Here is a 26,620-nt window from a genome sequence, read left to right as displayed (position 1 = left end):
ATTTAAAATCATAGAAAATGCCTAATTATAAAATTGATTACAAAAAAAACAATACCTGACAAGAATCTCTCAAAAGGCAAAAACGAATTGCTTATCTTTGAACATCAAATTTTTTACAAACATGAATCACCAACCCGTTGAAGGTTTTTCAAAACTATCCAAACAACAAAAAATAGATTGGTTAATCAAAGAATATCTTAGCCAAGATCGTAGCTACGAGCAGATCTTACAACAATATTGGAATAACGATCACGACATACAAAAACTGCATGAAGAATTCTCGGAAAACACCATTTCCAATTTTTATATGCCTTACGGAATTGCGCCTAATTTCCTTATCGATGGCAAATTATTAGCGCTTCCTATGGCTGTTGAAGAAAGCTCTGTTGTAGCAGCAGCGTCCAAAGCAGCAAAATTTTGGTTGGACAAAGGCGGTTTCAAAACAACCATTATCAACACCAAAAAATTAGGTCACACTCATTTTATATTGAATGTTGAACCACACAAACTGCAACATTTTTTTAATTTTAAATTAAAGAAAAAACTTTTCGAAGCGACCGAAGATATCACCGCAAATATGAGGAAACGTGGTGGCGGCATTTTGAATATCAGATTGATTGACAAAACCGCCGAAATGGAAAATTATTTTCAGCTGAAAGCGAGTTTTGATACGGTGGATTCTATGGGCGCCAATTTTATCAACTCGTGTTTGGAACAATTTGGAAAAACCTTGAAAGAGGAAATTGCTTTAGAAGAAGATTTCACTCCAGAAGAAAAAGCCTCTTTGCAAGTGGTTATGAATATTCTTTCCAACTACACCCCAGACTGCATCGTTCGCGCCGAAGTATCTTGCCTAATTGAGGAGCTGAAAGATGATAGCGGCATTTCCAATGAAGAGTTTGCATGGAAGTTTAAACAAGCAGTGAGCATTGCCGAGATCGAACCTTACCGCGCAACAACGCACAACAAAGGCATTATGAATGGCGTAGATGCCGTAGTTATCGCGACAGGAAACGACTTCCGTGCGACAGAAGCCTGCGCCCACGCCTATGCTTCTAGGAACGGTAAATATTCGTCATTAACGCATTGCACAATAGATAACGGCATATTTAGATTTTGGATTGACTTACCAATTTCCGTGGGTGTAGTTGGCGGATTAACCAATCTTCATCCATTGGTAAAATTCTCTTTAGCACTTTTAGGAAAGCCTTCTGCACAAGAGTTGATGAGTATTTTAGCGGTTTCTGGATTAGCACAAAACTTCGGAGCCTTGCGTTCTTTGGTGACAACGGGAATCCAAAAAGGTCACATGAAAATGCACTTGTTTAACATCCTTAATCAGTTTGGGGCAACCGAAGCAGAAAAACAACATTTTGTGACGTATTTTAAAGACAAAACGGTAAGTCACCATGAAGTGATTTCGGAATTGAATAAACTGAGAGGACAATAATTTCAATAAAAAATATCACTACATGTTTGGACTTGGATTAGCCCTATTTATACTAGGCTTCGGTATATTTTTAAAAATCACACACAACCCAGGATTTGCGAGTAGCAAACGTTTTGCTTGGTTTTTTATCATTCTCGGAATTTTGACAACGGCGGGAAAAATATTTATATTAATAACTCAAAAATAAATTATAAATGAAAACTTTCACTTTGATATTTGGTGCATTTTACGGTTTATTGTCCGTAATCCTTGGTGCTTTTGGTGCGCATGCTTTTAAGAAAATTCTTTCCGTAGAACGATTAGAAAGTTTCGAAACGGGCGTAAGATATCAGATGTATGCGGCGTTTTTTCTACTAATTGTCGGCTATATTTTAAAATTCGAAACAGGATCCGAAAAATGGATTTCATTATTAATGATTATCGGGACTTTTCTATTTTCGTTTAGTATCTATTTTTTAAGTTTCCAGGATTATTGGGGCGTTAACCTAAAACTTCTTGGACCTATCACGCCATTGGGAGGACTTTTCATGATAATCTCTTGGGGAATGTTGATTTGGTATTTTGCAAAGAATAAAATTTAAAATTGTATGCTAAGAAAATTAATAATAAGTATAGTCTTATTGACTGTAAGTTTCAGTTTTGCGCAAACAAGTACAATCAGGGTTGGACAAACTTTTACAGTAGATTATCCTAATAGTTTTGTGAGAACTTATGATCTCAACGAAAGCGCTTCTTTACAAATGATTAACTTGGCTTTGGGTAAATTCAGTATAATAATTCAGGACGAAAAAGCCTCTTTAGATCACTTTAAAATCAAGTTTGGAAACCTAGAAGAAGCCTTAGATTTTTATATCAAAAACTTAGTAGCTTCTATGGAAGAAGGATCTACGAAAAAATCGGGATTAAAAACCTTAAAAATAAATAACTACAACACTATTGAAATGGAATTGGAAGGTGCATTAAAAGATGAAGAAACATCTGAATTATCCAAAATATTTTATCATTTCAGCATTGTTGAAACCCCGAATTATTATTATCAAATACTTTCTTGGAGCAATCAGGAAAACAAATCCAAATACATAGAAGAGTTTAGAAAAATTGCTGGAAGTTTCAAAGAAGTTAATTAATTCGACATGCTATTTTTCATTTTCGGTATCAAATCCAAAATCGTAGGCAAAGAAGAGCGAAAAATCCAAAAAAACGGATTTGATGTTAATGCGATTATAACAATTTATAAAAATTATTTCGAATTGTTTTTCATTCCTATTTTCCCCATCGGAAAAAAATACAGCATGTACATTCCACACAGTGACGAATACTATGAAAATGGAAATTTTGGTAACATGCCTCAGGAATATCTGATGCTTTGTAAAGAGGTCGGGGAAAAATATTAAATAAAAAATAGCTTATTTTATTATAAATTATTAAATCTAAATACTAAAATCTTGTAAGTATGCCATGATTTTGTAAATTTGTAAATCTTAAATTTTTGAAAATTAAACAATAAAAATATTATGAATCTTCACGAGTATCAATCAAAAGAGATTTTATCAAAGTACGGCGTTGCTATACAACGTGGTTTCGTTGCAAACAACGTAGATGAAGCTGTAGCAGCTGCTGAAAAATTGACTTCTGAAACCGGCGCACAAGCTTGGGTTGTAAAAGCACAAATCCATGCAGGCGGTCGTGGTAAAGGTGGAGGTGTTAAGTTTTCTCCAAACATGGATAAACTTAAAGAAAATGCTTCCAACATCATCGGGATGCAATTGGTAACGCCTCAGACTTCTGCAGAAGGTAAAAAAGTACATTCTGTTTTGGTTGCAGAAGATGTATATTATCCTGGAGAATCAGAAACTAAAGAATTTTACGTTTCAATCCTTTTGGACAGAGCTTTAGGAAAAAACACTGTAGTATATTCTACAGAAGGCGGTATGGATATTGAGCACGTTGCTGAAGTTACGCCACACCTTATTCACAAAGAAGTTATCGATGCTACTTTGGGACTTCAAGGTTTCCAAGCTAGAAAAATCGCTTTCAACCTAGGTCTTGAAGGAAATGCTTTCAAAGAATTTACAAAATTCATCACCAATCTTTACAACGCTTATATCGGCATCGATGCCTCTTTATTTGAAATCAATCCAGTTTTAAAAACTTCAGATAACAAAATTATTGCGGTAGATGCTAAAGTAACTTTGGATGACAACGCAATGTTCCGTCACAAAGACCTTGCTGAACTAAGAGATACAAGAGAAGAAGATCCTATGGATGTTGAAGCTGGCGAAGCTGGTCTTAACTTCGTAAAACTAGATGGTAACGTTGCTTGTATGGTAAACGGAGCTGGTCTTGCAATGGCAACTATGGATATTATTAAGTTATCTGGTGGTAACCCTGCAAACTTCCTAGACGTAGGAGGAACTGCTGATGCACAAAGAGTACAAACAGCTTTCGGAATTATCTTGAGAGATCCTAACGTAAAAGCTATTCTTATTAATATCTTCGGAGGTATCGTAAGATGTGATAGAGTTGCTCAAGGTGTTGTTGACGCTTATAAAGCAATGGGAAGCCTTCCAGTTCCATTGATCGTAAGATTACAAGGAACTAACGCTGTTGAAGCTAAAAAATTAATTGACGAGTCTGGTCTTCCAGTACATTCTGCAATTACTTTGGAAGAAGCTGCTAACAAAGTAAAGGAAGTTTTAGGCGCTTAATCCTAGAATTTTTTAAATATATAGAACTCCAGCTTTTAATAAGTCTGGAGTTTTTTTTATTATTAAATTTAATAACTTTAACAACAAAGTAATTATATGAAATATTTGTATCTGTTTATCACACTTTTCTTCATTCCTATAAAAGCCCAAAAGTCGCCTACAATTGGCGTAACCGACTTTAATTTCATCACAGAACACGAAGAAAACACCTACAACAACGATACTTGGATTAATAATATTTTTGATACCGGCTGGGACATTACCGCATTTGACAACACGGGACAATTCAATTACAAGCGCTTTCCTTACGGTGGTATCGACAATCTTGACGGATGCATCAGTCTTGACAATTGGGATATGAAGTATGTTAAAATTAAATCCAACGATGCTTCGAGATTCAAATTTTCTTCCATTCATTTAAAACCAGACAGCAATCTCAATGTCACTTTTATTGGCTATGTCAATGGTGTTGAAGTCCCTAATGCGGCAAAAAACTTTAGAACCTTTACGCCAGAGCGTTGGTCAAAATTTGATTTTGAAGACACTCCAGCTTTTGGTGATGTTGACGAAATCCGAATCTTTCTAAATGTCCGAACGTACTTCCTCGGCATCGACGAAATAACGATTGCTTCGACTTTAAAAACACAAGAAACGTCTCAAAAGCCACTCCAATTGGTTGCAGAGAAAGGCCAACTTATCGTGTTTTCTCCAATAAAAACGTCGATGCAAATTTTCAGTAATGATGGGAAATTAGTTTTAGAAAAAGAAATTAAAAGCTCTAATAACAACTTCGATATTCAACAATACCCACAAGGCGTTTACATCATCAAATATTTATATAACAACAAATATTATCAGCAAAAAATACTATTTAAGAACTAGCAGAATTTGGATTTTCTAGACTAATACTCGTTGGGCTTGTTAATTTAATATCGCGTTTGGTCATTTCATCTTTAATCGCCAAAATAGCATTACTTTTCAACAGCAATGGACTCGCGCCTGGTGCAACAACAAACTTTGCTTGTACCGTTGCCAATCCTGCATTAAGATTGGTAAACAATACATCAGGATGAGCGCCTTCAACTTTATCGAGATTTTTAATAACGCTTTCTATTGCCGTTTTAACCTGATCCAGATCTTCACTAATAGGAATATCAAAATTAATAATGACTTTACGTTGTGGCGATGCTGTAATGTTATAAAACGGCGCATTGAAAATCACTTGATTTGGGACATAGACTTTTTTTCCTTCGTCGGTAATTAGTTTGGTTGTTAAAAAGCCAATTTCTTGTACCGTTCCAGAATGATTCCCAATGGTGATATAATCGCCTACAACAAAAGCTTTGTCAATCCCCACCAACATACCGGAAAACATACTCGACACCAAATCTTTCAGCGCAACCCCAGCGATAACCCCAGCCACTCCGAGACTTCCGAGGAATTTCACAAAAAAACCACTGAATCCCATGATTTCAAGGGAAATAAAAGTTCCCATAATCATAATCAGAAATCGGAAAATACCTACCAAAGTTGCTACGGATTCTATTCTACTTTTCGGAAAGGCTTTATGAAACAATTTTACCGATAGTCTGCTGAGATACTTGCTACTGCTGAAAAAGAAAAAGAACACCAAAACGCCTACAATAAGATTCGGTGTTATTTCCGCAAGTTTAACATACCAATTATTAAGGACACGATAGACAAGTTCTACATAAGTGGCGGATTGTTCTTCCATAAAATAATTTTGACTTTTGTTATCAAATAAAATACCATAAAACACAAAAATACGAATAGATACGCTTTTCGGAGAATTAATATTTAATTTAATGGTATCAAAAAAAACTATTATCTTTAGCAAAGCAAACAAAAATCTTAGCCTTCAACAAAAATTGGACTCGAAACAGAAAGAATTTTCTCAACTCATTAAAAACAATCAAGGCCTTATCATTAAGGTTTCACGATTGTACACCAATTCTATTGAAGATGAGCAAGATCTTTTTCAGGAAATTGTTTTGCAATTGTGGCGCTCGTACGATTCTTTCAAAGGAAATTCCAAAATATCTACATGGATGTATCGTGTTGCGCTTAATACAGCCATTACTTTATTTCGAAAAAAAACAAAATCGCCTCTTACTGACGAGTTAGACGAAGTTCATTTTAATTACAAACAAGATGAAGATGAGGAAAAACAAGCACAAATTTCGTTACTCTACAAGGTTATCAAACTTCTTCCAAATGTAGAACGTGCAATTGTTATGATGTATCTGGACGATGTTTCGTATAAAGAAATTGCTGAAACGCTCGGTATTACAGAAGTTAATGCGCGCGTAAAAATGAATAGATTGAAAAAAACTCTAAAAGAACTAATGACGCAACATGCCTAATAACGATTTCGATATAGACCAACTAAAATCTGCTTGGCAGAACCAAAATGTCGAGGATGCCTACCAGCAATCTGACATCGAAGCCATGCTGAATACAAAATCCAGAAACTATGTTAAATACCTTCTGTGGATAAGTATTGCTGAGTTTTTGGTATTTATCGGTTTATTAGTTTTTTCATTAATCAACAAAGACAACCATAGCAACTTCCGAGAAATTTTGGAAAGATTACAAATTCGGGATCAGGAAAAAATCATGCAAACGATGGACAATATTTATTTTGTTATTAAAGTTCTGAGTTTGAGCTTAACAGGGATTTTTGTCTATTTATTTTATAACAGCTTCAGAAAAATAAGCATTGAAGATAATTTAAAACAATTCATCCTTAGAATCCTCAGTTTCAAGAAAAAAGTCAATGCTTTTATCGGCATCAATATTCTGCTTTTGGTTTTATACATTATATCGTTCAGCGTTTACATCAGCATTGTCATGGGAGAACAAAGCATTCACCTCAACAACACCACCAAAATAGGATTTATTACCGGGGTTATTACCGCTTTATTGTTAAGCATTCTCCTCATCATCATTTACTATCGCGTTTTCTATGGTATTTTATTAAAAAGGCTTAGCAAAACTTTAGAACAACTTCGACAAATAGAATCCGATAAGAATAAATTTTAAATCTAATAGTTGCTCGTACAAAAGTCAGCTTTCCAGAAAAATTAAAATGCGTATCTTTGCCGCCATAAAAGTTCTTTGAAAATGCTTGGAAGACGACAAATCCGTGAAAAAGTAATAGAAAATCTCTATTCTTACTACCAAAACCCGATAAAACAAGATCTCGTAGAAAAAAATCTTGTGACAGAAATGTCAAAAATCTACAACTTGTACATCTATCAGCTCAACTTTTTGGTTGCGCTAAAACATGTTGCCGAAAACCAAATTGAAATTGGTAAAAACAAGTTTATTAAAATCGATAGCGATATTAATCCAAACCAGAAATTTGTACGTAACCAAATTTTGGAAAGTCTGGAAAACAACGAAGAACGCAGAAGTTTCACAGAAAAACACAAGGAACTAACCTGGGATTACAACGACGAAATCCTTATCAAAACCTTTCAAAGAATTAAAGCTGGAAAACGCTATCAAGACTATATGGCGAGCCAAGAAATTTCTTTTGAAGAAGATCAAAAATTTATCGGAAAGCTTTTTCTAAGATACATCGCAGAAAACAACGACTTACATGAAAAATTCGAAGAATTTGAAATGAGTTGGGCAGATGATTATCACATCTCTAACTCGATGATCCAGAAAACCATTGGATTCCTTAAAGAAGATGTTCCCAGCCATACTTTAGTTAAAGCGATAAAAGATGAAGAAGACGAAGAATTTGCAAAAAAACTTTTGCGCCAAAGTCTTAACAACTGGGAAGATGCAGAGAAAAAACTTGAAGAAAGATTGGTAAACTGGGAGCTGGAACGTATCTCACTGATGGACAAAATCATTTTAGTCGCTGCAATTACAGAAATGGACTATTTCCCACAAACACCTTCCAAAGTTATTATTAATGAATATATCGATATTTCTAAAGTCTATGCTAGCGAAAAATCGAATATCTTTATCAACGGTATTTTGGATAAATACAGCAAAGACAACAATAGAGCATAATCTCATACTAAAATATTATGAAAAAATCATTCAAGTATTTAGCAATCGCAGCCATGGCAATCAGCATTGTGGCATGTAAGAAAAAAGACGACACTACACTCGTAGCAGACAATAGTTCAGCAGTTGTAGAAAACCAAGCTATGGACGCTGTAGTAGATGAGCATGCAGGACATGACCACGCTACCGAAGAAGATGCAATGCTAGAAGAAGCTAAGAAAAACCCTTTGACTACTGTCGCGTTAAAAGAATCTGATTTTTCTTTTGGGAAAATTAAAAAAGGGGATATCGTAGAGCACATTTACGAAATTACCAATACAGGGACTAATCCATTAATCATCTCTAGTGTTAAACCAGGTTGTGGTTGTACAGCTCCAGATTACACAAAAGAGCCAATCCTTCCAGGAAAATCAGGAAAAATAACACTTAAATTCGATTCATCAAGCTTTGATGGAAATGTAGCAAAAGCTGCTGACATCTATGCAAACGTAGAAAAAGCACCTATCAGAATTGGTTTCACAGCCGAAATCACCAACTAAAATAACAAACAATGAACATGACAATATTTTTGCAAGCAGCAGGAGGACAACAATCGATGACCCCAACTTTAATTATGATGGGATTAATGTTTGTAGGATTCTATTTCTTAATGATCCGTCCGCAAATGCGTAAACAAAAACAAGAAAAAACATTCCAAGAAGCGCTAAAACCTGGCGCAAAAGTAGTGACTACTTCAGGAATGCACGGGACTATTTTCAGTATTAACGAAGATGGTGTTGTTCTTGAAACTTTATCAGGAAAATTAAAATTCGAAAAAGCCGCAATATCAAGAGATTTTACAGCACAAAGATTTCCTGAAACTTTAGGTATTACGAAAAAATAAACGACAGAGTCTAGCTCCTAACAAAAAAAGCCTTCAATATTGAAGGTTTTTTTGTTATTTAAACTAATAGCAAAAATCATGCAAAAGCCTATGCTATATTAAAAAAAATTGTAAATTCGTAGCACAGATGTATTATTTCGTCTGAAACAAAAAAATATGCTGAAACAAAATTTACAACTTAAGTTAGGTCAAAAACTAGCCCCTCAACAAATTCAATTGATGAAATTGATTCAGCTTCATACATTAGAATTTGAGGAAGAATTAGAACGCGAGCTCGAAGAAAATCCCGCCTTAGAAAAAGCTTCGGACAACGACTCAGAAGACGATTACGCGGATTCCAACGAAAGCGATTTTGAAGACGAAGGTAACGAAAGCATCGAAACAGATTTCGACGTCAACGACTACATTTACGACGACGAACCAAGTTATAAAACGGCATCCAGCAACTATTCTCAAGATGATGATGAGTTCGACAACCAATCCTTATTAACAGAAGGCCAAAGCCTTTATGACTATTTATTAGAACAAATTAGACTAGCCAAAATTGACGGTGACGATCTAAATATCGCAGAATACCTTATCGGAAATTTGGACAATGACGGCTATCTACGCCGTGAAATAAAATCCATTGTGGATGACTTAGCTTTTTCTCAAGGTATTTACACTACGACAGAAAAAACGCAAGAGATTTTAGAAAACTACGTGCAAAAACTTGATCCAGCAGGCGTTGGTGCCCGAGATTTGCGCGAATGTCTTTTATTACAAATCGAAAAAAAAGTCACAGCAGATCCTGCCGTTTCTTTGGCAGCAAATATTTTAAGAAACCAATTCGATGCGCTAAGCAACAAGCACTATAATAAAATCATCCAAAAATACGATATCGAAGAAGAAGATCTTAAAGATGCCTTAGACATTATCTCTAAGCTTTCGCCTCGCGTGGGTGGTAACTTCGATACGCAGACAATTACTATTAATCAAGAAATTATTCCAGATTTTGTTATTCAGGTTAAAGACAATGAGGTGACCCCATCTTTGAATAGCAAAAACGCACCTACCCTGCGTGTATCGGAAGAATATAAAGAAATTTTAACAACCTATTCTCACGATAAAAATTCTGCAGAACACAAGCAGGCAGCTTTGTTTATCAAGCAAAAATTAGATGCTGCAAAATGGTATATTGACGCAATTAACCAACGCCAAAATACACTTTTGCAAACCATAACTGCAATTGTAAAACTTCAGAAAGAATATTTCATAACTGGTGACGAAAAAAGTATCAAACCTATGATTCTGAAAGACGTTGCAGACATTACAGGCTTCGACATTTCAACCATTTCAAGAGTTGTAAAAAGCAAATATGCAGACACGCCGAATGGGATTATTTATCTTAAAAACCTTTTCTCTGACAGCTTGACAAACGATGATGGCGAAGAAGTTTCTACTAAAGAAATCAAAAATCATCTCCAAGATATTGTCGACAACGAGGACAAACGAAAACCTCTTACCGACGATGCTTTAGTTGGGCTTCTTAAAGAAAAAGGCTACAATATCGCACGACGTACAATAGCAAAATACCGCGAACAACTCAACATTCCAGTTGCTCGTTTACGAAAAGAATTATAACAAAAAAGCACTTCACAACGGAGTGCTTTTTCGTTGTCGTTATTTAAAAATTAAACCATTAATTAAGATTTAATTTCAAACATGATGAATGTTTAAAAAATCAATTAAAAGCTTTGAAAAACCTTTCAGATATGTATATTTTTTAGTATTTTTAAAAATATTCTAAACACAACTATGTTCAATTTCATTCAAGAATTAGCGCCGCTAGAACAAGCTTTTTGGTGGGTCGCTATTGTGGCAAGCGTCATTTTTATAGTCCAAACTTTGCTAACTATATTTGGAAGTGATTTCTCTGACGGAATTAATGCTGATTTCGATGGCAACCTCGATCATGACGCAGCGCCATTTCAATTATTTTCTTTCCGAAACCTTATCAACTTTCTTTTAGGTTTTGGCTGGGCAGGCGTCGCCTTGTTTAACACTATCAAAAGTCCAACATTTCTCATCGTTATCGCGACACTTATTGGGCTTGGTTTTGTCTTATTATACTTTGTAATGATTAAACAAATTTTAAAACTCTCCGAAGATAATACCTTTAATTATGAAGCCTTAATTGGTAAAAATGCGGAAGTCTATCTAACAATTCCTAAAGATAAAACTGGATATGGAAAAGTTTTAATCTCTTATAAAGGCAGCCAACGCGAACTACAAGCTATGACGGAAAACGAAACAATTTCGTCAGGAAATATGGTACGCGTTATTCGCCACGAAAACAACATTTTAATTGTCGAAAAAATATAAATAACATAAACTATGATTGAAGGAATTAACGGGACTTTCATCTTGATTCTCGTGGCAGTCTTTGTACTGTTCGTAACTTTTATGGCGCTTATCTCGCGCTACAAACGATGTCCATCGGACAAAATTTTAGTAATCTATGGAAAAACCGGCGGAAGCTCAGCCAAATGTATTCATGGTGGTGGCGCATTTGTATGGCCAGTTATTCAGGATTTTGCATATTTAGATTTAAAACCAATTTCTATTGAAGCCAATTTGACCAATGCACTTTCCCGTCAAAATATTCGTGTCGATGTCCCATGTCGATTCACGATTGCTATTTCTACAGAGCCTGATTCTATGGGAAATGCCGCAGAAAGATTGTTAGGACTTCATCCTGAGCAAATTCAAGAATTATCAAAAGACATCTTGTTCGGACAATTACGTTTGGTTATTGCGACGATGACAATTGAAGAAATCAACTCGGATCGTGACAAATTTTTGGATAATATTTCTAAAAATGTGGATACAGAATTAAAGAAAATCGGTTTAAAACTCATCAACGTAAACGTTACCGACATCAAAGATGAATCTGGATATATTGAAGCTTTAGGAAAAGAAGCTGCAGCAAAAGCCATCAACGAAGCTAAAATTTCTGTTGCCGAACAAGAAAAAATTGGGGAAACAGGAAAAGCAATTGCCGACAGAGAAAAAGACACCCAAATTGCGGAAACACAAAGAGATCGCGATGTAAAGATTGCCATCACCCAAAAAGACAGAGAAGTCAGCATTGCGTCTGCTGGAAAAGATGAAGCCATTGGAAAAGCAGAAGCAGAAAGAGATGCACGTATCGCGACTTCCGAAGCCAACTCATTAGCCGTAAAAGGGGAAAACGAAGCAAAAATCACCATCGCCAACTCGGATGCTGAACGCCGCGAAAAAGAAGCAGAAGCTTTGAAAATAGCCATGGCCGCAGAAAAAGTACAAGCCGCAAGAGCTTTGGAGGAATCCTATTTAGCAGAACAAAAAGCAGAAACTGCCCGTGCGGAAAGAGAAAGATCAACACAACAAGCTAATATCGTTGTTCCTGCGGAAATTGCGAAACAAAAAGCCATAATCGACGCACAAGCGCAAGCCGAAAAAATTAGATTACAAGCCAAAGGTGAAGCAGACGCGATTTTCGCAAAAATGGAAGCCGAGGCAAAAGGTTTGTACGAAATTCTAACGAAACAAGCCGAAGGTTATGACCAAGTAGTGAAAGCTGCTGGTGGCGACACTAATAGCGCCTTCCAATTATTGTTGATTGAGAAACTTCCGGAATTGGTGAAAACCCAAGTGGAAGCAGTTAAAAATATTAAGATTGATAAAGTTACCGTTTGGGATGGCGGCAACAATCCTGAAGGAACAACTTCAACAGCAAATTTCGTTTCCGGGATGATGAAAAGCGTTCCACCTTTGAATGATTTATTCAATATGGCTGGACTTAATTTGCCATCTTATTTAAAAGGAGAAGATACAGAAGCAACCAAAGCCACGGAAACTAAAACGGTAAAAATCATCAAAAAAGAAGATCCGCCAAAGACGGATAATCCAGATAGTAATGCTTAAAAAAATCGCCTTTCAAAAAATTTTGAAAGGCGATTTTGTTATTTTACTTGCTCTGCTACTTTTGTACCGAAAAGCTCTATCGATTTCATCATAATATCATGCGACGGATCGCCAATATCCATGTGCCCAAGAAATCTTGTTAATCCAAAAACTTCTTTCATTCGGTTAATTTTTTCAGCAACCTCTTCAGCATTTCCGATAAACAATGCGCCATCTTTGCTTCGTCCACCATCGTATTGCATTTTGGTATAAGGTGCCCAACCGCGACTTGCCCCTATTCTATCCATTTGTGATTTATAGGTTTCAAAATAATTTTCAATCACTTGCGGATTATCACTCACAAAAGTATGAGAATGTATGGCAATTTGCATTTCAGATTCTGGATGTCCAGCTTTCAAATACTCTTCTTTATAAAAAACAATTAATGCTTTGAACTGAAGTGGCATTCCACCAATTATTGCAACAATTAAAGGCAATCCTAATTTCGCAGCTCTTAATACCGATTCTGGCGTGCCCCCAACAGCAATCCAAATTGGAAGTTTTCCATCCTTAGTTGCGCGTGGATACACTGTTTGGTTATGCATTGGCGCACGAAGTTGTCCTGTCCAAGTCACATTTTCCTCTGCATTTATTTTTAAAAGTAAATCTAATTTTTCCTCGAAAAGCTGATTATAATTAGACAAGTCATAACCATAAAGCGGGAAAGACTCAATGAAGCTACCGCGCCCCACAACAATTTCGGCTCGACCCTTTGATAGCAAGTCTAATGTGGCAAAATCTTCATAAACTTTAACAGGCTCTGATGAGCTTAAAACCGTTACGCCACTTGCCAATTTAATAGTCTTAGTCACGCTAGAAGCTGCTGCCAAAAGTATTTCTGGAGAAGAAACGGCATAGTCTGCGCGGTGATGTTCTCCCATGGCAAAAACATCTATTCCCGTTTGATCCATAAGTACAACTTGCTCAAGAATTTCGTTTAGTTTGTCGCTAGCATTTCTATATTTTCCGGTTTTGGAGTCTATTGACAAATCTCCAAACATTCCTATTCCTAATTCCATATTCAATTATTTTTGACAAAATTACGATGCTTTTTTAGGCTTAACATTAACATACGATAAGAATGAAATTTGTAAAAATCTGAACATTTAAGAATGTCTTTGTGTTTATTTTTAGAAAAAAAACAATCGATTTTTTGCAGAATAGAATCTTTATTTGGTTTTAAGATTGGTATAAATATTTTTGACAAGACCATCTGCAACAGAGATTTTCGGAACAAAAATCTGATGTATATCTGCCCACTGCATCACGTTATTAAAAATCTGAAGCGCCGGAACCAAAACATCTGCACGATCTTCACGAATTTGGTAGAATGACATTCTTTCCAAAACGCTCATTTCCTTCATGGTTTTATAATATTTTTTTAGTGCGCTTGCGGCCATTGCTTTACCATCTTTGGTTTTGCTTAAGGAGAAAATTTTATTGATGTTACCGCCAGATCCAATCGCCACAACATTGTTTTTGCTAAGAATGTTACGTTTAATTTCAGATTTCATTTCGAACCACATATCATCTGTGACCAGACCTTGCAAAAGACGGATCGTCCCAATATTGAAAGATCTTTCATAAAGCATTTTTCCATTTTCGTAGAAGGTCAATTCGGTTGAGCCACCGCCAACATCGATGTATAGATAAGCGGATTTTTTGTCAAGATTTTCTTCAACGTGATTGGCATAAATCAAAGTTGCTTCTTCGTCACCAGAAATAATTTCAATATCAATATTGGCTTCTTTTTTTGCCAATTCTATAAGTTGATTTCCGTTTTTGGCATCGCGCATGGCACTCGTCGCACAAGCCCGATAATGCTCAACATGGTAAATCTCCATCAACTGATGAAAAATCTTCATAGAATTAATAAACATCTCTTTACGCTGCGGGCCAATCTCTCCAAGGTTGAAAACATCCATCCCCAGACGAAGCGGTATTCTCAAAAGATTGAGCTTTGTAAATGTGGCTTTGCCATTGACTTCTTGTACATCATTTATTAGAAGACGTGCGGCATTACTGCCTATATCGATAGCTGCAATTTTCATAATTTAAATCTAAAGATTTTTTAGATAATGGTAAATTTCTATTTGGGACCGAATTAATTTTTTCTCGTCACCTTTAACATATTCATTTCTAATATTTTTGTCAAGAACTCTGGCTTTAACATTATCTGCTAACTGAATTTCTAACATATGCTTGAGTTGTTTTTTAAGGTCATTTTGCAAAATTGGCGTTGCTGCTTCGATGCGATAATCCAAGTTCCGTGACATCCAATCGGCGGAAGAAAGATAAAAATCGTTCTTACCTTTATTATAAAAATACATAATTCTGGCGTGTTCCAGATATTCGTCAACAATGCTTATGGCATAGATTTTCTTTTTAAAACCTTTTTGATTGACTGCGCAATAAATCCCTCGAACAATCATTTTCATATCCACGCCAACTTCGGCAGCTTGGTATATTTTGGTAATCAAAATTTTATCACTCAAAGAATTGACTTTAATTATTATCTCCGCTTTGCGTCCAGCTTTCGCCTCTTCAATCTCGCGGTCGATGTGCCAAATAATTTTGTCCCGCATAAACTGTGGACACACCAATAAAGTTTTGCAACTTTTCAGAATTGCAGTTGGATCAGCTTTGGGCTTATTAAGAACGCTGAAAACCTTATTGATATCGGCCATTATGGATCGATTAGCTGTCATCAACATGCTGTCACCATAGATTTTTGCTGTTTTCTCATTAAAATTTCCAGTACTGACGAATCCATACTGAATGGTTTTATTGTTGACCCGTTTTTTGATGACGCACAATTTGGCGTGGATCTTTTTATTGGGGATTCCCACCAAAACTTTCACGCCTTCTAGCTCCAACCTTTCTTTCCATTGGAGATTGGCTTCTTCATCAAAACGTGCGCGCAGCTCCAACATTACTGTTACATCTTTTCCGTTACGCGCGGCATTAACCAAAGCATTTATAATTTTGGAATTGCTCGCCAAACGATAGGCAGTCAACTGAATGGATTTGACATCGGGATCCATTGCTGACTCGCGCAACAAGTCGATAACTGGCGTATATGTATGATACGGAAAGGTCAACAAGATGTCTTTTTTGATAATAACATCTGTAACTCTTTCTTTATTATCGAAAGCCTGATGGGTAAAAGACGTTCTTTCAACTGGCTTTTCGTAAGCTTTAAAAACATCTGGAAAATCCATAAAATGTCTGAAGTTATGAATCTTTTGCCCCGGAATAATGCTGTCTTTTTTTGATAAATTGAGTTTTCGAATCAAAAATTCCAGAAGCGCTTTGTCCATTTCTTTATCAAAAACAAAACGTGTCGGCTTACCTTTTCTTCGGCTTTTAATACCTTTTTCGATTTTGTCTGCCAAAGTTGTTTTGATGTCGTTATCCAAGTCGAATTCCGCATCTTTCGTTACTTTAAAACAATTTGCTTCAAAATCATCATAACCAAAATATGAAAAAATATGAGGCAGATTATAGATAATAACGTCTTCCAAAAGCATAACATTTTTCTCTGATTTGTTCTCAGTTGGAAGAATTACGAATCGGCTATTGGTCGTTGTGGGCACTTCTATGATTGCAAATTTGCTTTCGTACTGCCATTCTTTTCGTCGCATTGCAACACCAATATACAAGCTTTTGTCTCGCATATAGGGCATGGGGACATTTTCGTGCAGCAAAATTGGGATCATATTACTTTCTATTTCTTCATCAAAATATTTTACCACAAAATCTTTTTGGGCTGCCGACAAGCTTTTACTGTCTTTAATAAAAACATTTTGTTTGGCCATTTCTTTTTGGACTTCTCGCCATGTTTTCTCGAAATCCGACTGCTGGTCGATTACTATTTTGTTAATTTTTTGAAGAATTTTGGAAGGTGCTTCGTAAAAAGATTCTTGAATGACTTTTGTTTTAAAATCCATAGCTCTTTTCAGACCCGCTACCCTAACTCGAAAAAACTCATCAAGATTGTTGGAAAAGATTCCTAAAAAACGAATTCTGAGAGGCAAAGGCACTGTCGCGTCTTTTGCTTCTTGTAAAACTCTGGCATTAAAACCTAACCATGTTATATCTCTAGGATTGAATTGCTGCGCCATATTTGGATTTGATATGTTTCAAATTTACGTTTAATAAAAATAATTTTTAAATATTTATAATATTAAATTATTGCTTGCTGGTAAAAGGATATCGTTATTTAGCCTTTGTTTAATATAAGAAAAAATTTGATTCAAAATCTCTTACTACTTTTAATGACAAGCTTTAATTTTAAACCGAATTTAATAATAAGCATTTTAGAAAAGCCTGTCCTTTTTAATCATATTTCAAAATAAACAACAATCAAAACTGACAATTTGTCATTGAAAACCTCAATTTCTGTCATCAATCGGCTATGGCACAAAGATTGAGAATTTCTCATCAATAATTTAAAATTTAAAAAATAAAAATATGAGCAAAATAATCGGAATTGACTTAGGAACAACCAACTCTTGCGTTTCAGTAATGGAAGGAAAAGATCCTGTAGTTATCCCTAACGCAGAAGGGAAAAGAACAACTCCATCTATCGTAGCTTTTACAGAAGATGGTGAAAGAAAAGTTGGTGATCCTGCAAAAAGACAAGCAGTAACCAACCCTACAAAAACGGTTTACTCTATCAAAAGATTTATCGGAACGCACTTTAAAGATGACGCTTCGGAAATCACTAGAGTACCTTATAAAGTAGTATCTGGACCAAATGATACTGTAAAAGTAAAAATCGACGATAGAGAATACACGCCGCAAGAAATTTCTGCAATGATTCTTCAGAAAATGAAGAAAACTGCTGAGGATTATTTGGGTCAAGAAGTAACCAGAGCGGTAATTACAGTTCCTGCATACTTCAACGATGCACAAAGACAAGCGACGAAAGAAGCTGGAGAAATTGCAGGTCTTAAAGTAGAAAGAATTATCAACGAACCTACAGCTGCAGCTTTAGCTTACGGTCTTGATAAAGCACATAAAGATCAAAAAATCGCAGTGTATGACCTTGGTGGTGGTACTTTCGATATCTCAATCCTAGATTTAGGAGATGGTGTTTTCGAAGTATTATCAACAAACGGTGACACACACTTAGGTGGTGATGATTTTGATGACGTAATCATCAATTGGTTAGCAGACGAGTTCAAAACTGAAGAAGGTGTTGATTTAAAAGCGGATCCAATCGCACTACAAAGACTAAAAGAAGCTGCGGAAAAAGCAAAAATCGAATTATCTGCGACTTCACAAACAGAAATCAACTTACCTTATATTACAGCAACAGCAACAGGACCAAAACACTTGGTGAAAACCTTAACAAAAGCGAAGTTCGAGCAATTAGCTGCTGATTTGGTAAGAAGATCTATGGAGCCTTGTAAAAAAGCGTTATCTGATGCAGGTCTTTCTGCCTCTGATATCGATGAGGTTATCTTGGTGGGTGGTTCTACACGTATCCCAATCATCCAAGAAGAAGTTGAGAAATTCTTCGGTAAAAAGCCTTCAAAAGGGGTGAATCCGGACGAAGTGGTAGCTATTGGTGCTGCGATCCAAGGTGGAGTTTTAACAGGTGATGTTAAAGATGTATTGTTATTAGACGTAACGCCACTTTCTTTAGGTATCGAAACCATGGGTTCTGTATTCACAAAATTAATTGATGCGAATACTACCATCCCAACTAAAAAATCTGAAGTTTTCTCTACAGCGTCTGACAATCAGCCTGCAGTAAGCATCAGAGTAGGACAAGGTGAAAGGCCCATGTTCAACGATAACAAAGAAATCGGTAAATTCGATCTTACAGATATTCCACCAGCACCAAGAGGCGTTCCTCAAATTGAAGTAACTTTCGATATCGATGCAAACGGTATTTTGAGTGTTTCTGCAAAAGATAAAGGAACAGGAAAAGAACAATCTATCAAAATTCAAGCATCTTCTGGACTTTCTGAAGACGAAATCGAAAGAATGAAGCGTGAAGCTGAAGAAAATGCTTCTGCCGATGCTAAGAAAAAAGAAGAAGTTGAAGTTTTCAACAAAGCAGATGGATTGATTTTCCAAACTGAAAAACAATTGAAAGAATTTGGAGATAAACTTTCCGCGGACAAAAAAGCAGCAGTAGAATCTGCAGCAGCTGAATTGAAAACAGCTTTTGATGCTAAAGATTTAGAAGCTACAAAAACAAAAACTGAAGCTTTAGATGCTGCGTGGATGGCTGCTTCAGAAGAAATGTATGCTCAAGGTCAACAAGCGGATCCAAACGCTGGACAACAACAAAGTCATGCAAACGCTGGTGCAGATGATGTACAAGATGCAGACTTCGAAGAAGTCAAGTAAAGACTGATTAATATCAATTAAAATAAATAATTAAATCGCTGTAAATGTACTATTTACAGCGATTTTTTTATTTTTAATGTTTTTTGAAAATACTTGTTTTTAATCGTTTTTTGTCATATTTTTGTATCATATTTGTACCGCGCTCTATTTGGATATAATGTGCGTCTTATGCGCTAAAATAATTAAAAAAGCATAAAAAGGAGACAATGTACCCGATGTTATTTCAGAATGGGATTTAGTAAATTAAAAATACCAAGAGTATGTGAGCAATGCTCAAAACCCTTTGAAGCAAAGACAGTTACGACACGTTTTTGTGGTGTTTCTTGTGCGAATAAAGCAGGAAAGGAACGTAAAAAATTAGAAAAGCAACAAAAAGAAAAAGAAAATCTGTTACAAAAATATTCTAATAAAATTGCGGAAGTTCAAACTCGAGAATTTATTTCTGTTTCTGAAGCAACTGTAATGTATGGAATTTCAAAAGATACCATTCATAGAATGATAAAAAAAGGATTGATTGGTGGTGCTAATCTTGGGATAAGATTAACTCGAGTAAAACGAGCAGATTTAGAGAACTTATTCTCTACAATAGAAATGCCTATTGAAAAGAAGAAAGCAGAAAAACCAAAATTTGAAATTGGCAATTGCTACACGATTTCAGAGATAAGTACAAAATTTCGTGCAGATCCAAGTACTATTTATCTTGTAATTAAGAAGAACAAAATACCAACTAAAAAAGTAGGTAGTTTTGTGTATGCGCCAAAAAATCTTATTGACAAAATTTTCGCAGGACAATGAAAGAACTTTTAAAAACTAAAGTCACCGTAAGGTTGAGAAAAGCAGAATTCCGAAAAGAATGGTACATCTATTTGGAGAGTTATCCTGTGATGATAAAAGGCAAAAAAAATCCTCAAAGAATTCGTGAGTATCTCAACCGAAGTGTAACAACTGTAGATTTTGATAAAAAAAGACCAGCGAAAACGACTCAAAAGTCAATTTCTTATAAACCTAAAAGAGACGATAATGGAATTATTATTTGCAAAAGTGAGAACGATAGAGAAACAATGTTTTATGCAGATTCAGTAAGGAAATTAAGACAAAGAGAATACGACAATATTGAGCTTTATAACGAAATTGACCTGATTAAATCGGAACAAAAAGAAAAATCTCAAGAAAATTTTGTTAAATATTTTGAAGCATTAATCAAAAGACGACACAAAAATAATTCTGAATCAATTAAGATAAATTGGGAAAGAGCAATTGACTTTTTAATCTCTTATGAAGGTTCTGAAATCCCTTTTTCTAAAATTGATATTAAATTTTGTGAGAATTTTAAAACCTTTCTTTTGAATGCACCTCGCGGTGGAAATAAAAATGGGAAATTATCTCAAAATAGTGCATCAACTTATTTTTCTGTTTTCAAAGCGGCATTGAAACAAGCTTTTATTGATGGTTATTTTACCACAGACATTTCTGCAAAAATAAAATCTATTCCTGCCCAGGAAACAAGAAGAGAATATTTAACGATTGATGAACTTAATACTTTAGTTGAAACGCCTTGTGAAAATGATGTCTTGAAACGAGCGGCGCTTTTTTCGGCATTAACAGGTTTGCGACATTCTGATATTCAAAAACTGAAGTGGAATGAAATAAATATGGATAACGGACAGCCAAGAATTAATTTCACGCAAAAAAAGACAAAAGGCGTAGAATATATGCCTATTTCTCAACAGGCTTTAGAAATTTGTGGAGAACCAAAATCGCCAAATGATTTGGTTTTTGAAAATTTAACCAATCCTGCTTGGATTAATCGTCCATTAAAAACTTGGGTTGCAAAAGCGGGAATCAATAAAAATATCACTTTTCATTGTTTCAGACATACTTTTGCTACGTTGCAACTTTCGAGTGGCACTGATATTTACACAGTAAGCAAAATGTTGGGACATACCAATGTGAAAACCACACAAGTCTATGCAAAAGTGATTGATGAAAAGAAAAATAAAGCGGCGGAAGCGATACAATTAAAATCTTTAAAAAATCAATCTGAATGAAAATAAAGTACTTTGAATATATCGCTATTTGGTTGTCAGTTTTTCTAGCTTGCATATTCATAGGTAATGCTGCTAGAGAATATTCTATTAGAAATGGAGCAGATGAATTTACAATTAATTTGTTTTTCTGGGGTGGTATTGGTTTGGGTGTATTAATATTCGTATTTGTAATTTTATTTCTTGATCCAATAGTAAATTGGATAGTAAAACGTTTTTTAAACAATTCAAAATCCAAATTAGTTGAAGAACAAGAAGACGATTCAAAGAATATCCAAATAGTTAATTCTACGGAGAATTTTGAATTGAATGAAAAACACATGCAAAGTTTCCCAAATATTAACGAAGAAGAACCAACTTTTGAAGTTGAAAAAAAAATATCCGAAACAATATTGGAAAATGAAGAACCTATTGAAATATCTGATATTGAAAAAATAAGAATTAAGGCAAAATCTGAAAGTGAAAAAATCGTCCAGGAAAAGCTGGGTTTTATTGTTCAATACACTAAAGAAAAATTTGCACCATACTCTTCGGATGAAGAAATCAATAGATTTAGCATTTATTTAATAGAATTTTTGAAAGATAGTAAGATTGATACTGTTACCCCAATAAGAGTGAATACTCTTAAAACGATTGATCTAATGCATTTCGGATGGAATGTGTGGCACCATTATAGAGGAAACAATCAGAGAAAAGATGTCGCTAAATTTTTGAAAATTGTTTTTTCTGAAAGTTTTAAAGAAATGGAAGAATCAACAATAGAAAAATTACTCTCTTCGAGAAAAGAGGAAGGATTAATAAAAATTGAAGATAACCGCCTTTAGTAAAGGAAAATACAATTAATATTGAGCAGAAAACTATTTATGTTATTAGTATGATTTAAACATTCTTTATCATACAAAAAACATACGTATAACATAAATTATCATTGCACCATAACAATCATAAACGATAATTATGGACGTAAATGAAATTTCTTTTGAAAACCTGCCAAAAGCAGTTGCTCACTTAACGAACGAAATTGCCGAAATTAAATCTATGGTTCAGAATGCGAAAATTTCTGAACCGAAAGAAAAACGCATTCCTATTGGAATTGAAGATGTATGTAAGATAATAGGGAAAGCCAAACCTACAATTTATACTCTTGTAAGGCAAAGAAAAATTCCGTGTTACAAAAACGGTAAAAAACTCTATTTTTTTGAAGATGAACTTTTGGAATGGATTTCTAAAGGTAAAAAGAAAACCTTACTAGAAATAGAATCCGAAGCTCTGAAATATCATAACCGAAATAGATAAGGTTATGAACGAACAAAAATTCTTGTATCAATCAGACACTCCTTCCAAGACCATTTACGATAGAGCGATGAATTATTTAGACGAAAAATACAACATTCGTTTTAATACCATTGCTTTGGAGTTGGAAATTCAGTTGAAAGAGCAGGTTGGAACTTGGACTGTTCTCAACATCAATTCTTTATTGATTGAGTTGGCGCAGTCTGGAATTGAAATTAATATGAATAAGTTGGAAATTTTGGTTAGAAGCCATATGATTCAGCAATACAATCCAATTCGTGAGTATTTTGAAAATTTAGAAACTTGGGATGGTATAGATTATATCAAGAAACTCTCTCAATATCTTAAAACCAATGATGATGAAGCATTTTATTATCATTTTGAAAAATGGCTAACAAGAGCGGTATTGTGTTCGCTTACAAAAGGCTATGTCAATAAACAGTCATTGGTTTTAGCATCTCATCAAAATTCAGGGAAATCCTCATTTTTACGATTTTTAATTCCGCCAAAATTAGAGAATTATTACACCGAAAATATCTCCATCGACAAAGATGGTATCATTTCCATTTGTAAAAATTTGATTTGCAATCTAGATGAATTGGCGGTTTTATCTAAATCCGATGTTAATACTTTGAAATCTTTCATCTCAAAAAGTAGTGCAAATATTCGTTTGCCTTATGCAAGAAAAGCTGAATTTTTAGAAAGAATATGCTCGTTTGTAGGTTCTACCAATCGAACTGATTTTCTTACCGATGAAACAGGAAGTATTAGATGGTTAATTTTTGAGGTGTATTCTTTTGATTTTGAATATTCCAAAGAAATTGAAATGGATAAAGTCTGGGCTCAAGCATACCACAATGCTTTTGAAAGGAAAAATTACAATCCCGAATTAACCGCAACAGATATCGCTGAAAACGAAAAGCGAAACGAGAAATATGCACAAGTTTCAATGGAGCAAGAACTGATTTCCGCTCATTTTGAAAAATCTGAAAAAACAGAAGAATTTCTCACAGCAACTGATATTATGTTGGCGATGAATAACGCTTTAGGATTGCGGTTAAATAACGTGAAAATAGGAAAAGCACTTACCAGTTTGAAATACCAAAGGATAAAACATCACAAACTTCAAGTTTATGGTTATCTCATCAAGAGAAAAACTGAATAAATCAACCTACCAAAGTTACCAAGTTACCTTAAATCTTTAAACAATTTAATCATCAATGATTTATAAAGGTAATTTAATTTTAAAAATAGTTACCTAAAGTTACCTTGATTAGAAATTTATGGTAAGAAGGTAAAAACAGGTAGTTGTAAAAATTTGCCTTAAAGTATTGTTAGTCAATAAAAAGGTAATTAGGTAAGAGTAATTCAAAAAAACAAAGAAAACAAAAACATCACAATGAACTGCAACCAATTCAACTCTATAAAGTTGGAAGAAGTCCTTGTTTCACTAGGACACCATCCAACAAAACAAAATGAAAAAGAAGCTTGGTACCTCAATCCTTTTTCCACAGAAACACAAGCCTCTTTCAAACTCAATAAAAGAAACAACATTTGGTATCTCCATTCCGAAGGAATAGGCGGAAACAATATTGACTTTATGAAAAAATATTTAAATGCTTCCATAAAAGAAGTTCTGGAATGGGCAGAAAGACAAAATTTCTCTTCTTTTCAACATCAAAGTAATTCTAATCCAAAGCAAGAAGCTCTAGCAAATAATTATACAATAATTGAAGTTAAAGACATTCAACATCCAGCACTTTTGGAATATTTAAAAAGCCGAAAAGTAGAAAATCAGACCACCTACTTAAAAGAGATACATTACCAAATAAACGATAAAAGCTATTTCGGAATAGGCTTCAAAAATGATTCTGGAGGTTACGAAATTCGCAATAAATACTCTAAGATATGCTTAGGAAAAAAAGATATTTCCACCATTAAAAATGGAGAAGAATCACTTCGCATTTTCGAAGGTTTTTTCGATTTCCTTTCCTTTAAAAATATAGAAGATGATTTGCAAAAAAAGCCTTCAGATTACATCATCCTAAACTCCGTTTCGATGATTCCAAAAATCAAAAATTTAATTCAGAATTATCAAAAAGTAGAACTGTATTTTGATAACGACAACGCAGGAAACCGAGCTATCGAAATGATAAAGAGTGCAGGAGAAAACATAGAAGACTGTCGGATTCTATACAAAAACCAAAAAGACCTGAACGAGTTTTTAATGAGTTGGGAAATGCTTAAAAGAGATACAGGCAGAGAATATGAAGACCTGAATAAAATAAACACACGCAAAATCGGCAGATAGTTAGTGCAAAAAGTACCCAAAGTTTACAATAAGCGTAGCCGCTAATTGCAAAATTGGGATTTTTGATTTCTTCCTATCGTCAGAAATGTCTTGAAAAACCTTTTTCAAAAACCAACTAAAATTCAATTAAAAACTAAATGCACACCAATATGGAAAAAGACTTTTTAGAAGAATTTGTCAAGAAATCCTTAGAAGAAAATGAAAAGAAAGCCGATGGTGAAAAGAGAAAAAAACACTTTCAGGAAATCGGCAGAAAAGGAGGTTTAAAAAAGAAAACATCACAACAATTTTCAAAAGTTATTTCCGTAAGATTAACCGAAAAAGAGTTTGACGAAATAGAAAAGCAAGCCTCAAAATATCACTTGAAAATATCAAAATATGTAAGGATGATTCTTACTGAAAAAGAATTAAAGATCAATGAATTTAAAACCGAAGAAGTGCTGCTTCAATATGGAAATCATTTCATCAGAATTAAAAATTTATTGAGACATAGAGCGTTTTCCGAATTTGAAAACAAGAAACAAATCCTCCATGAAATTGAAACCGTCACTACACTGATTTACCAATATCTGTATGAAAAACAAAACAAGCAGAAACCCACATAACTGAAATTCAAAAATGAATAACAGCGCAACCACCAGACGAATTACCAAAATCGCCATCGAATATAATGGCAATGACAAAGGAACAGCAGAACGAGTATATCAAAACAATCTATTAAGTCAGAACCCAGAACAACAGTTTACAGAAATGAAAACCGTTGCAGACCGCAATAAAAATGTAAAAAACTGGGCATTGACAGGATATATTTCTCCAGAAAAATCCATTGGAAACCAATTATCCAATGAAGAACTCACACAGTTGGCATTAAGAGCTTTGAAGAAAATTGGAGTGAGTAATAACAACCAAATGGTTTTAGATATTCATTCTTCAACCAAACAGAGACACATTCACTTTATTGTCAATAGAGTAAATATACACGGAGAGAATACCATTAAAGCCCACAACATAGGAGAAGTCTTTGGGAAAGCCGTTCGTGAAGTTTGCAAAGAAATGAACCTTAAAACCGATATTGAAATTGGCAAAGAAAAGAAAAAGCAAATGCTGAAAGCACTCACAACTTCCCTTAGAATTTCAAGAAGCTTTGAAGAACTGATTAATAATATGAAAAAGCTAGGTTATAGGGTAACACTTTCACAAAATGAAAAAGTAGGAATCTCGGGAATGAGAATAGTAAAGTTTGAAGATATAAACCATCAAACCGAGAGAGAATACAAACCAGGATATAAACTCTCTGAAATCACCAATACATTAAAAATTAAAGATATCAAGCAGAAACTTCAAGAAAATAATGAAAGGACAATCGTTTTCAATTCAACAGCAACAGAACAAATCAATAAAGATGAAAAAAGAGATTCAACATCTGTGAGCAAACAGTTTGAAAATATAGCAAAAGAATTATTAATGCCCACCTACACTTCATCACCAGAAGACGAACTATTAAAAAAGAAAAAACGAAAATTTAGATAA

Annotated in this window: 27 protein-coding genes; 23 read left to right on the top strand and 4 right to left on the bottom strand. The window is 34.6% G+C overall.

The window, feature by feature from the left end; all coding sequences use genetic code 11:
* The first annotated feature begins 121 nt into the window (after window positions 1-121).
* The 6 genes from G6R40_RS12540 to G6R40_RS12515 all read left to right on the top strand — a co-directional run bounded on the left by G6R40_RS12540 (window position 122) and on the right by G6R40_RS12515 (window position 5,040).
* Window positions 122-1,450: a hydroxymethylglutaryl-CoA reductase, degradative gene (locus G6R40_RS12540; protein ID WP_165136117.1), complete on the top strand. Its 1,329-nt coding sequence runs from the start codon at window positions 122-124 to the stop codon at window positions 1,448-1,450.
* A 194-nt stretch (window positions 1,451-1,644) separates the two neighbouring features.
* The gene (locus tag G6R40_RS12535) at window positions 1,645-2,031 is read left to right on the top strand and encodes a DUF423 domain-containing protein (RefSeq protein WP_165136114.1); all 387 of its coding nucleotides are present in this window, start codon (window positions 1,645-1,647) and stop codon (window positions 2,029-2,031) included.
* Window positions 2,032-2,037: 6 nt separating this feature from the next.
* Window positions 2,038-2,577, top strand: a complete 540-nt coding sequence (locus G6R40_RS12530; protein WP_165136111.1) for a hypothetical protein — start codon at window positions 2,038-2,040, stop codon at window positions 2,575-2,577.
* Between the two features lie 6 nt (window positions 2,578-2,583).
* On the top strand, window positions 2,584-2,844 hold the full coding sequence (locus G6R40_RS12525; protein ID WP_165136108.1) for a hypothetical protein: 261 nt from the start codon (window positions 2,584-2,586) through the stop codon (window positions 2,842-2,844).
* 120 nt (window positions 2,845-2,964) lie between these two features.
* Complete coding sequence (sucC, locus tag G6R40_RS12520) at window positions 2,965-4,158, top strand: ADP-forming succinate--CoA ligase subunit beta (RefSeq protein ID WP_165136105.1); 1,194 nt, start codon at window positions 2,965-2,967, stop codon at window positions 4,156-4,158.
* A gap of 96 nt (window positions 4,159-4,254) precedes the next feature.
* On the top strand, window positions 4,255-5,040 hold the full coding sequence (locus G6R40_RS12515; RefSeq protein ID WP_165136102.1) for a T9SS type A sorting domain-containing protein: 786 nt from the start codon (window positions 4,255-4,257) through the stop codon (window positions 5,038-5,040).
* Here the strand turns inward: G6R40_RS12515 and G6R40_RS12510 are convergent.
* Window positions 5,030-5,893 (bottom strand): mechanosensitive ion channel family protein, encoded by an 864-nt coding sequence (locus G6R40_RS12510; protein ID WP_165136099.1) that lies wholly within the window; start codon window positions 5,891-5,893, stop codon window positions 5,030-5,032. The two genes, G6R40_RS12515 and G6R40_RS12510, sit on opposite strands and share 11 nt — an antisense overlap.
* A 154-nt stretch (window positions 5,894-6,047) precedes the next feature.
* Between G6R40_RS12510 and G6R40_RS12505 the strand changes: the two genes are divergently transcribed.
* The 8 genes from G6R40_RS12505 to G6R40_RS12470 all read left to right on the top strand — a co-directional run bounded on the left by G6R40_RS12505 (window position 6,048) and on the right by G6R40_RS12470 (window position 13,036).
* Window positions 6,048-6,542: an RNA polymerase sigma factor gene (locus G6R40_RS12505; protein ID WP_165137712.1), complete on the top strand. Its 495-nt coding sequence runs from the start codon at window positions 6,048-6,050 to the stop codon at window positions 6,540-6,542.
* On the top strand, window positions 6,535-7,221 hold the full coding sequence (locus G6R40_RS12500) for a beta-carotene 15,15'-monooxygenase (protein WP_165136096.1): 687 nt from the start codon (window positions 6,535-6,537) through the stop codon (window positions 7,219-7,221). The genes G6R40_RS12505 and G6R40_RS12500 overlap by 8 nt, the downstream gene beginning before the upstream one ends.
* 81 nt (window positions 7,222-7,302) lie before the next feature.
* Window positions 7,303-8,208 carry a transcription antitermination factor NusB gene (gene nusB, locus G6R40_RS12495; protein WP_165136093.1) on the top strand — a complete coding sequence of 302 codons (906 nt, stop codon included), beginning with the start codon at window positions 7,303-7,305 and terminating at the stop codon, window positions 8,206-8,208.
* 17 nt (window positions 8,209-8,225) lie between these two features.
* Window positions 8,226-8,744, top strand: coding sequence for a DUF1573 domain-containing protein (locus G6R40_RS12490; protein ID WP_165136090.1), 519 nt, complete (start codon window positions 8,226-8,228; stop codon window positions 8,742-8,744).
* A gap of 11 nt (window positions 8,745-8,755) precedes the next feature.
* Window positions 8,756-9,088 carry a preprotein translocase subunit YajC gene (gene yajC / locus G6R40_RS12485; protein ID WP_165136087.1) on the top strand — a complete coding sequence of 111 codons (333 nt, stop codon included), beginning with the start codon at window positions 8,756-8,758 and terminating at the stop codon, window positions 9,086-9,088.
* A 156-nt stretch (window positions 9,089-9,244) separates the two neighbouring features.
* On the top strand, window positions 9,245-10,711 hold the full coding sequence (gene rpoN / locus G6R40_RS12480; protein ID WP_165136048.1) for an RNA polymerase factor sigma-54: 1,467 nt from the start codon (window positions 9,245-9,247) through the stop codon (window positions 10,709-10,711).
* Between the two features lie 174 nt (window positions 10,712-10,885).
* Window positions 10,886-11,452 carry an NfeD family protein gene (locus tag G6R40_RS12475; RefSeq protein WP_165136045.1) on the top strand — a complete coding sequence of 189 codons (567 nt, stop codon included), beginning with the start codon at window positions 10,886-10,888 and terminating at the stop codon, window positions 11,450-11,452.
* 12 nt (window positions 11,453-11,464) lie between these two features.
* Window positions 11,465-13,036, top strand: coding sequence for a flotillin family protein (locus tag G6R40_RS12470; RefSeq protein ID WP_165136042.1), 1,572 nt, complete (start codon window positions 11,465-11,467; stop codon window positions 13,034-13,036).
* A 38-nt stretch (window positions 13,037-13,074) separates the two neighbouring features.
* Here the strand turns inward: G6R40_RS12470 and G6R40_RS12465 are convergent, their stop codons facing one another.
* The 3 genes from G6R40_RS12465 to ppk1 form a co-directional block, all read right to left on the bottom strand.
* Window positions 13,075-14,094 (bottom strand): LLM class flavin-dependent oxidoreductase, encoded by a 1,020-nt coding sequence (locus tag G6R40_RS12465; protein ID WP_165136039.1) that lies wholly within the window; start codon window positions 14,092-14,094, stop codon window positions 13,075-13,077.
* Window positions 14,095-14,244: 150 nt separating this feature from the next.
* A complete protein-coding gene (locus G6R40_RS12460; RefSeq protein WP_165136036.1) occupies window positions 14,245-15,126 on the bottom strand; it encodes an exopolyphosphatase in 882 nt (293 codons plus the stop codon).
* A 9-nt stretch (window positions 15,127-15,135) separates the two neighbouring features.
* On the bottom strand, window positions 15,136-17,199 hold the full coding sequence (ppk1, locus tag G6R40_RS12455; protein ID WP_165136033.1) for a polyphosphate kinase 1: 2,064 nt from the start codon (window positions 17,197-17,199) through the stop codon (window positions 15,136-15,138).
* Between the two features lie 349 nt (window positions 17,200-17,548).
* On the opposite strand from ppk1, the gene dnaK reads away from it, so the two are divergent.
* The 9 genes from dnaK to G6R40_RS12410 all read left to right on the top strand — a co-directional run bounded on the left by dnaK (window position 17,549) and on the right by G6R40_RS12410 (window position 26,620).
* Complete coding sequence (dnaK, locus tag G6R40_RS12450) at window positions 17,549-19,441, top strand: molecular chaperone DnaK (protein ID WP_165136030.1); 1,893 nt, start codon at window positions 17,549-17,551, stop codon at window positions 19,439-19,441.
* A gap of 228 nt (window positions 19,442-19,669) precedes the next feature.
* Complete coding sequence (locus tag G6R40_RS12445) at window positions 19,670-20,236, top strand: helix-turn-helix domain-containing protein (RefSeq protein WP_165136027.1); 567 nt, start codon at window positions 19,670-19,672, stop codon at window positions 20,234-20,236.
* Entirely contained in the window at window positions 20,233-21,489 is a 1,257-nt protein-coding gene (locus G6R40_RS12440) for a site-specific integrase (RefSeq protein WP_165136024.1), read from the top strand. Before G6R40_RS12445 ends, G6R40_RS12440 begins: the two co-directional genes overlap by 4 nt.
* Window positions 21,486-22,310 (top strand): hypothetical protein, encoded by an 825-nt coding sequence (locus G6R40_RS12435; RefSeq protein ID WP_165136021.1) that lies wholly within the window; start codon window positions 21,486-21,488, stop codon window positions 22,308-22,310. The genes G6R40_RS12440 and G6R40_RS12435 overlap by 4 nt, the downstream gene beginning before the upstream one ends.
* Window positions 22,311-22,443: 133 nt before the next feature.
* A complete protein-coding gene (locus G6R40_RS12430) occupies window positions 22,444-22,782 on the top strand; it encodes a helix-turn-helix domain-containing protein (RefSeq protein WP_058877525.1) in 339 nt (112 codons plus the stop codon).
* A 4-nt stretch (window positions 22,783-22,786) separates the two neighbouring features.
* The gene (locus tag G6R40_RS12425) at window positions 22,787-23,944 is read left to right on the top strand and encodes a VapE domain-containing protein (protein ID WP_165136018.1); all 1,158 of its coding nucleotides are present in this window, start codon (window positions 22,787-22,789) and stop codon (window positions 23,942-23,944) included.
* Window positions 23,945-24,178: 234 nt separating this feature from the next.
* A complete protein-coding gene (locus G6R40_RS12420; protein WP_165136015.1) occupies window positions 24,179-25,090 on the top strand; it encodes a toprim domain-containing protein in 912 nt (303 codons plus the stop codon).
* A 149-nt stretch (window positions 25,091-25,239) separates the two neighbouring features.
* A complete protein-coding gene (locus G6R40_RS12415; RefSeq protein ID WP_165136012.1) occupies window positions 25,240-25,695 on the top strand; it encodes a plasmid mobilization protein in 456 nt (151 codons plus the stop codon).
* Between the two features lie 13 nt (window positions 25,696-25,708).
* Entirely contained in the window at window positions 25,709-26,620 is a 912-nt protein-coding gene (locus G6R40_RS12410; protein WP_165136009.1) for a relaxase/mobilization nuclease domain-containing protein, read from the top strand.

The sequence above is a fragment of the Chryseobacterium sp. POL2 genome (assembly GCF_011058315.1).
GTDB lineage: Bacteria > Bacteroidota > Bacteroidia > Flavobacteriales > Weeksellaceae > Soonwooa.
Note: the sequence above shows the minus strand (reverse complement) of the source record. Positions and strands in the feature narration are given on the sequence as shown.

Bases quoted from the DNA above. Each gene is read 5' to 3' on its own strand.
- G6R40_RS12465 (WP_165136039.1), bottom strand. From the start codon at position 14,094: ATGGAATTAGGAATAGGAATGTTTGGAGATTTGTCAATAGACTCCAAA.
- G6R40_RS12445 (WP_165136027.1), top strand. From the start codon at position 19,670: ATGGGATTTAGTAAATTAAAAATACCAAGAGTATGTGAGCAATGCTCA.
- G6R40_RS12420 (WP_165136015.1), top strand. From the start codon at position 24,179: ATGAACTGCAACCAATTCAACTCTATAAAGTTGGAAGAAGTCCTTGTT.
- ppk1 (WP_165136033.1), bottom strand. From the start codon at position 17,199: ATGGCGCAGCAATTCAATCCTAGAGATATAACATGGTTAGGTTTTAAT.
- sucC (WP_165136105.1), top strand. From the start codon at position 2,965: ATGAATCTTCACGAGTATCAATCAAAAGAGATTTTATCAAAGTACGGC.
- G6R40_RS12490 (WP_165136090.1), top strand. From the start codon at position 8,226: ATGAAAAAATCATTCAAGTATTTAGCAATCGCAGCCATGGCAATCAGC.
- G6R40_RS12525 (WP_165136108.1), top strand. From the start codon at position 2,584: ATGCTATTTTTCATTTTCGGTATCAAATCCAAAATCGTAGGCAAAGAA.
- G6R40_RS12530 (WP_165136111.1), top strand. From the start codon at position 2,038: ATGCTAAGAAAATTAATAATAAGTATAGTCTTATTGACTGTAAGTTTC.
- G6R40_RS12430 (WP_058877525.1), top strand. From the start codon at position 22,444: ATGGACGTAAATGAAATTTCTTTTGAAAACCTGCCAAAAGCAGTTGCT.
- G6R40_RS12475 (WP_165136045.1), top strand. From the start codon at position 10,886: ATGTTCAATTTCATTCAAGAATTAGCGCCGCTAGAACAAGCTTTTTGG.
- G6R40_RS12515 (WP_165136102.1), top strand. From the start codon at position 4,255: ATGAAATATTTGTATCTGTTTATCACACTTTTCTTCATTCCTATAAAA.
- G6R40_RS12415 (WP_165136012.1), top strand. From the start codon at position 25,240: ATGGAAAAAGACTTTTTAGAAGAATTTGTCAAGAAATCCTTAGAAGAA.
- dnaK (WP_165136030.1), top strand. From the start codon at position 17,549: ATGAGCAAAATAATCGGAATTGACTTAGGAACAACCAACTCTTGCGTT.
- G6R40_RS12470 (WP_165136042.1), top strand. From the start codon at position 11,465: ATGATTGAAGGAATTAACGGGACTTTCATCTTGATTCTCGTGGCAGTC.
- G6R40_RS12500 (WP_165136096.1), top strand. From the start codon at position 6,535: ATGCCTAATAACGATTTCGATATAGACCAACTAAAATCTGCTTGGCAG.
- rpoN (WP_165136048.1), top strand. From the start codon at position 9,245: ATGCTGAAACAAAATTTACAACTTAAGTTAGGTCAAAAACTAGCCCCT.
- G6R40_RS12410 (WP_165136009.1), top strand. From the start codon at position 25,709: ATGAATAACAGCGCAACCACCAGACGAATTACCAAAATCGCCATCGAA.
- G6R40_RS12535 (WP_165136114.1), top strand. From the start codon at position 1,645: ATGAAAACTTTCACTTTGATATTTGGTGCATTTTACGGTTTATTGTCC.
- G6R40_RS12440 (WP_165136024.1), top strand. From the start codon at position 20,233: ATGAAAGAACTTTTAAAAACTAAAGTCACCGTAAGGTTGAGAAAAGCA.
- G6R40_RS12425 (WP_165136018.1), top strand. From the start codon at position 22,787: ATGAACGAACAAAAATTCTTGTATCAATCAGACACTCCTTCCAAGACC.
- yajC (WP_165136087.1), top strand. From the start codon at position 8,756: ATGAACATGACAATATTTTTGCAAGCAGCAGGAGGACAACAATCGATG.
- G6R40_RS12510 (WP_165136099.1), bottom strand. From the start codon at position 5,893: ATGGAAGAACAATCCGCCACTTATGTAGAACTTGTCTATCGTGTCCTT.
- nusB (WP_165136093.1), top strand. From the start codon at position 7,303: ATGCTTGGAAGACGACAAATCCGTGAAAAAGTAATAGAAAATCTCTAT.
- G6R40_RS12540 (WP_165136117.1), top strand. From the start codon at position 122: ATGAATCACCAACCCGTTGAAGGTTTTTCAAAACTATCCAAACAACAA.
- G6R40_RS12460 (WP_165136036.1), bottom strand. From the start codon at position 15,126: ATGAAAATTGCAGCTATCGATATAGGCAGTAATGCCGCACGTCTTCTA.
- G6R40_RS12435 (WP_165136021.1), top strand. From the start codon at position 21,486: ATGAAAATAAAGTACTTTGAATATATCGCTATTTGGTTGTCAGTTTTT.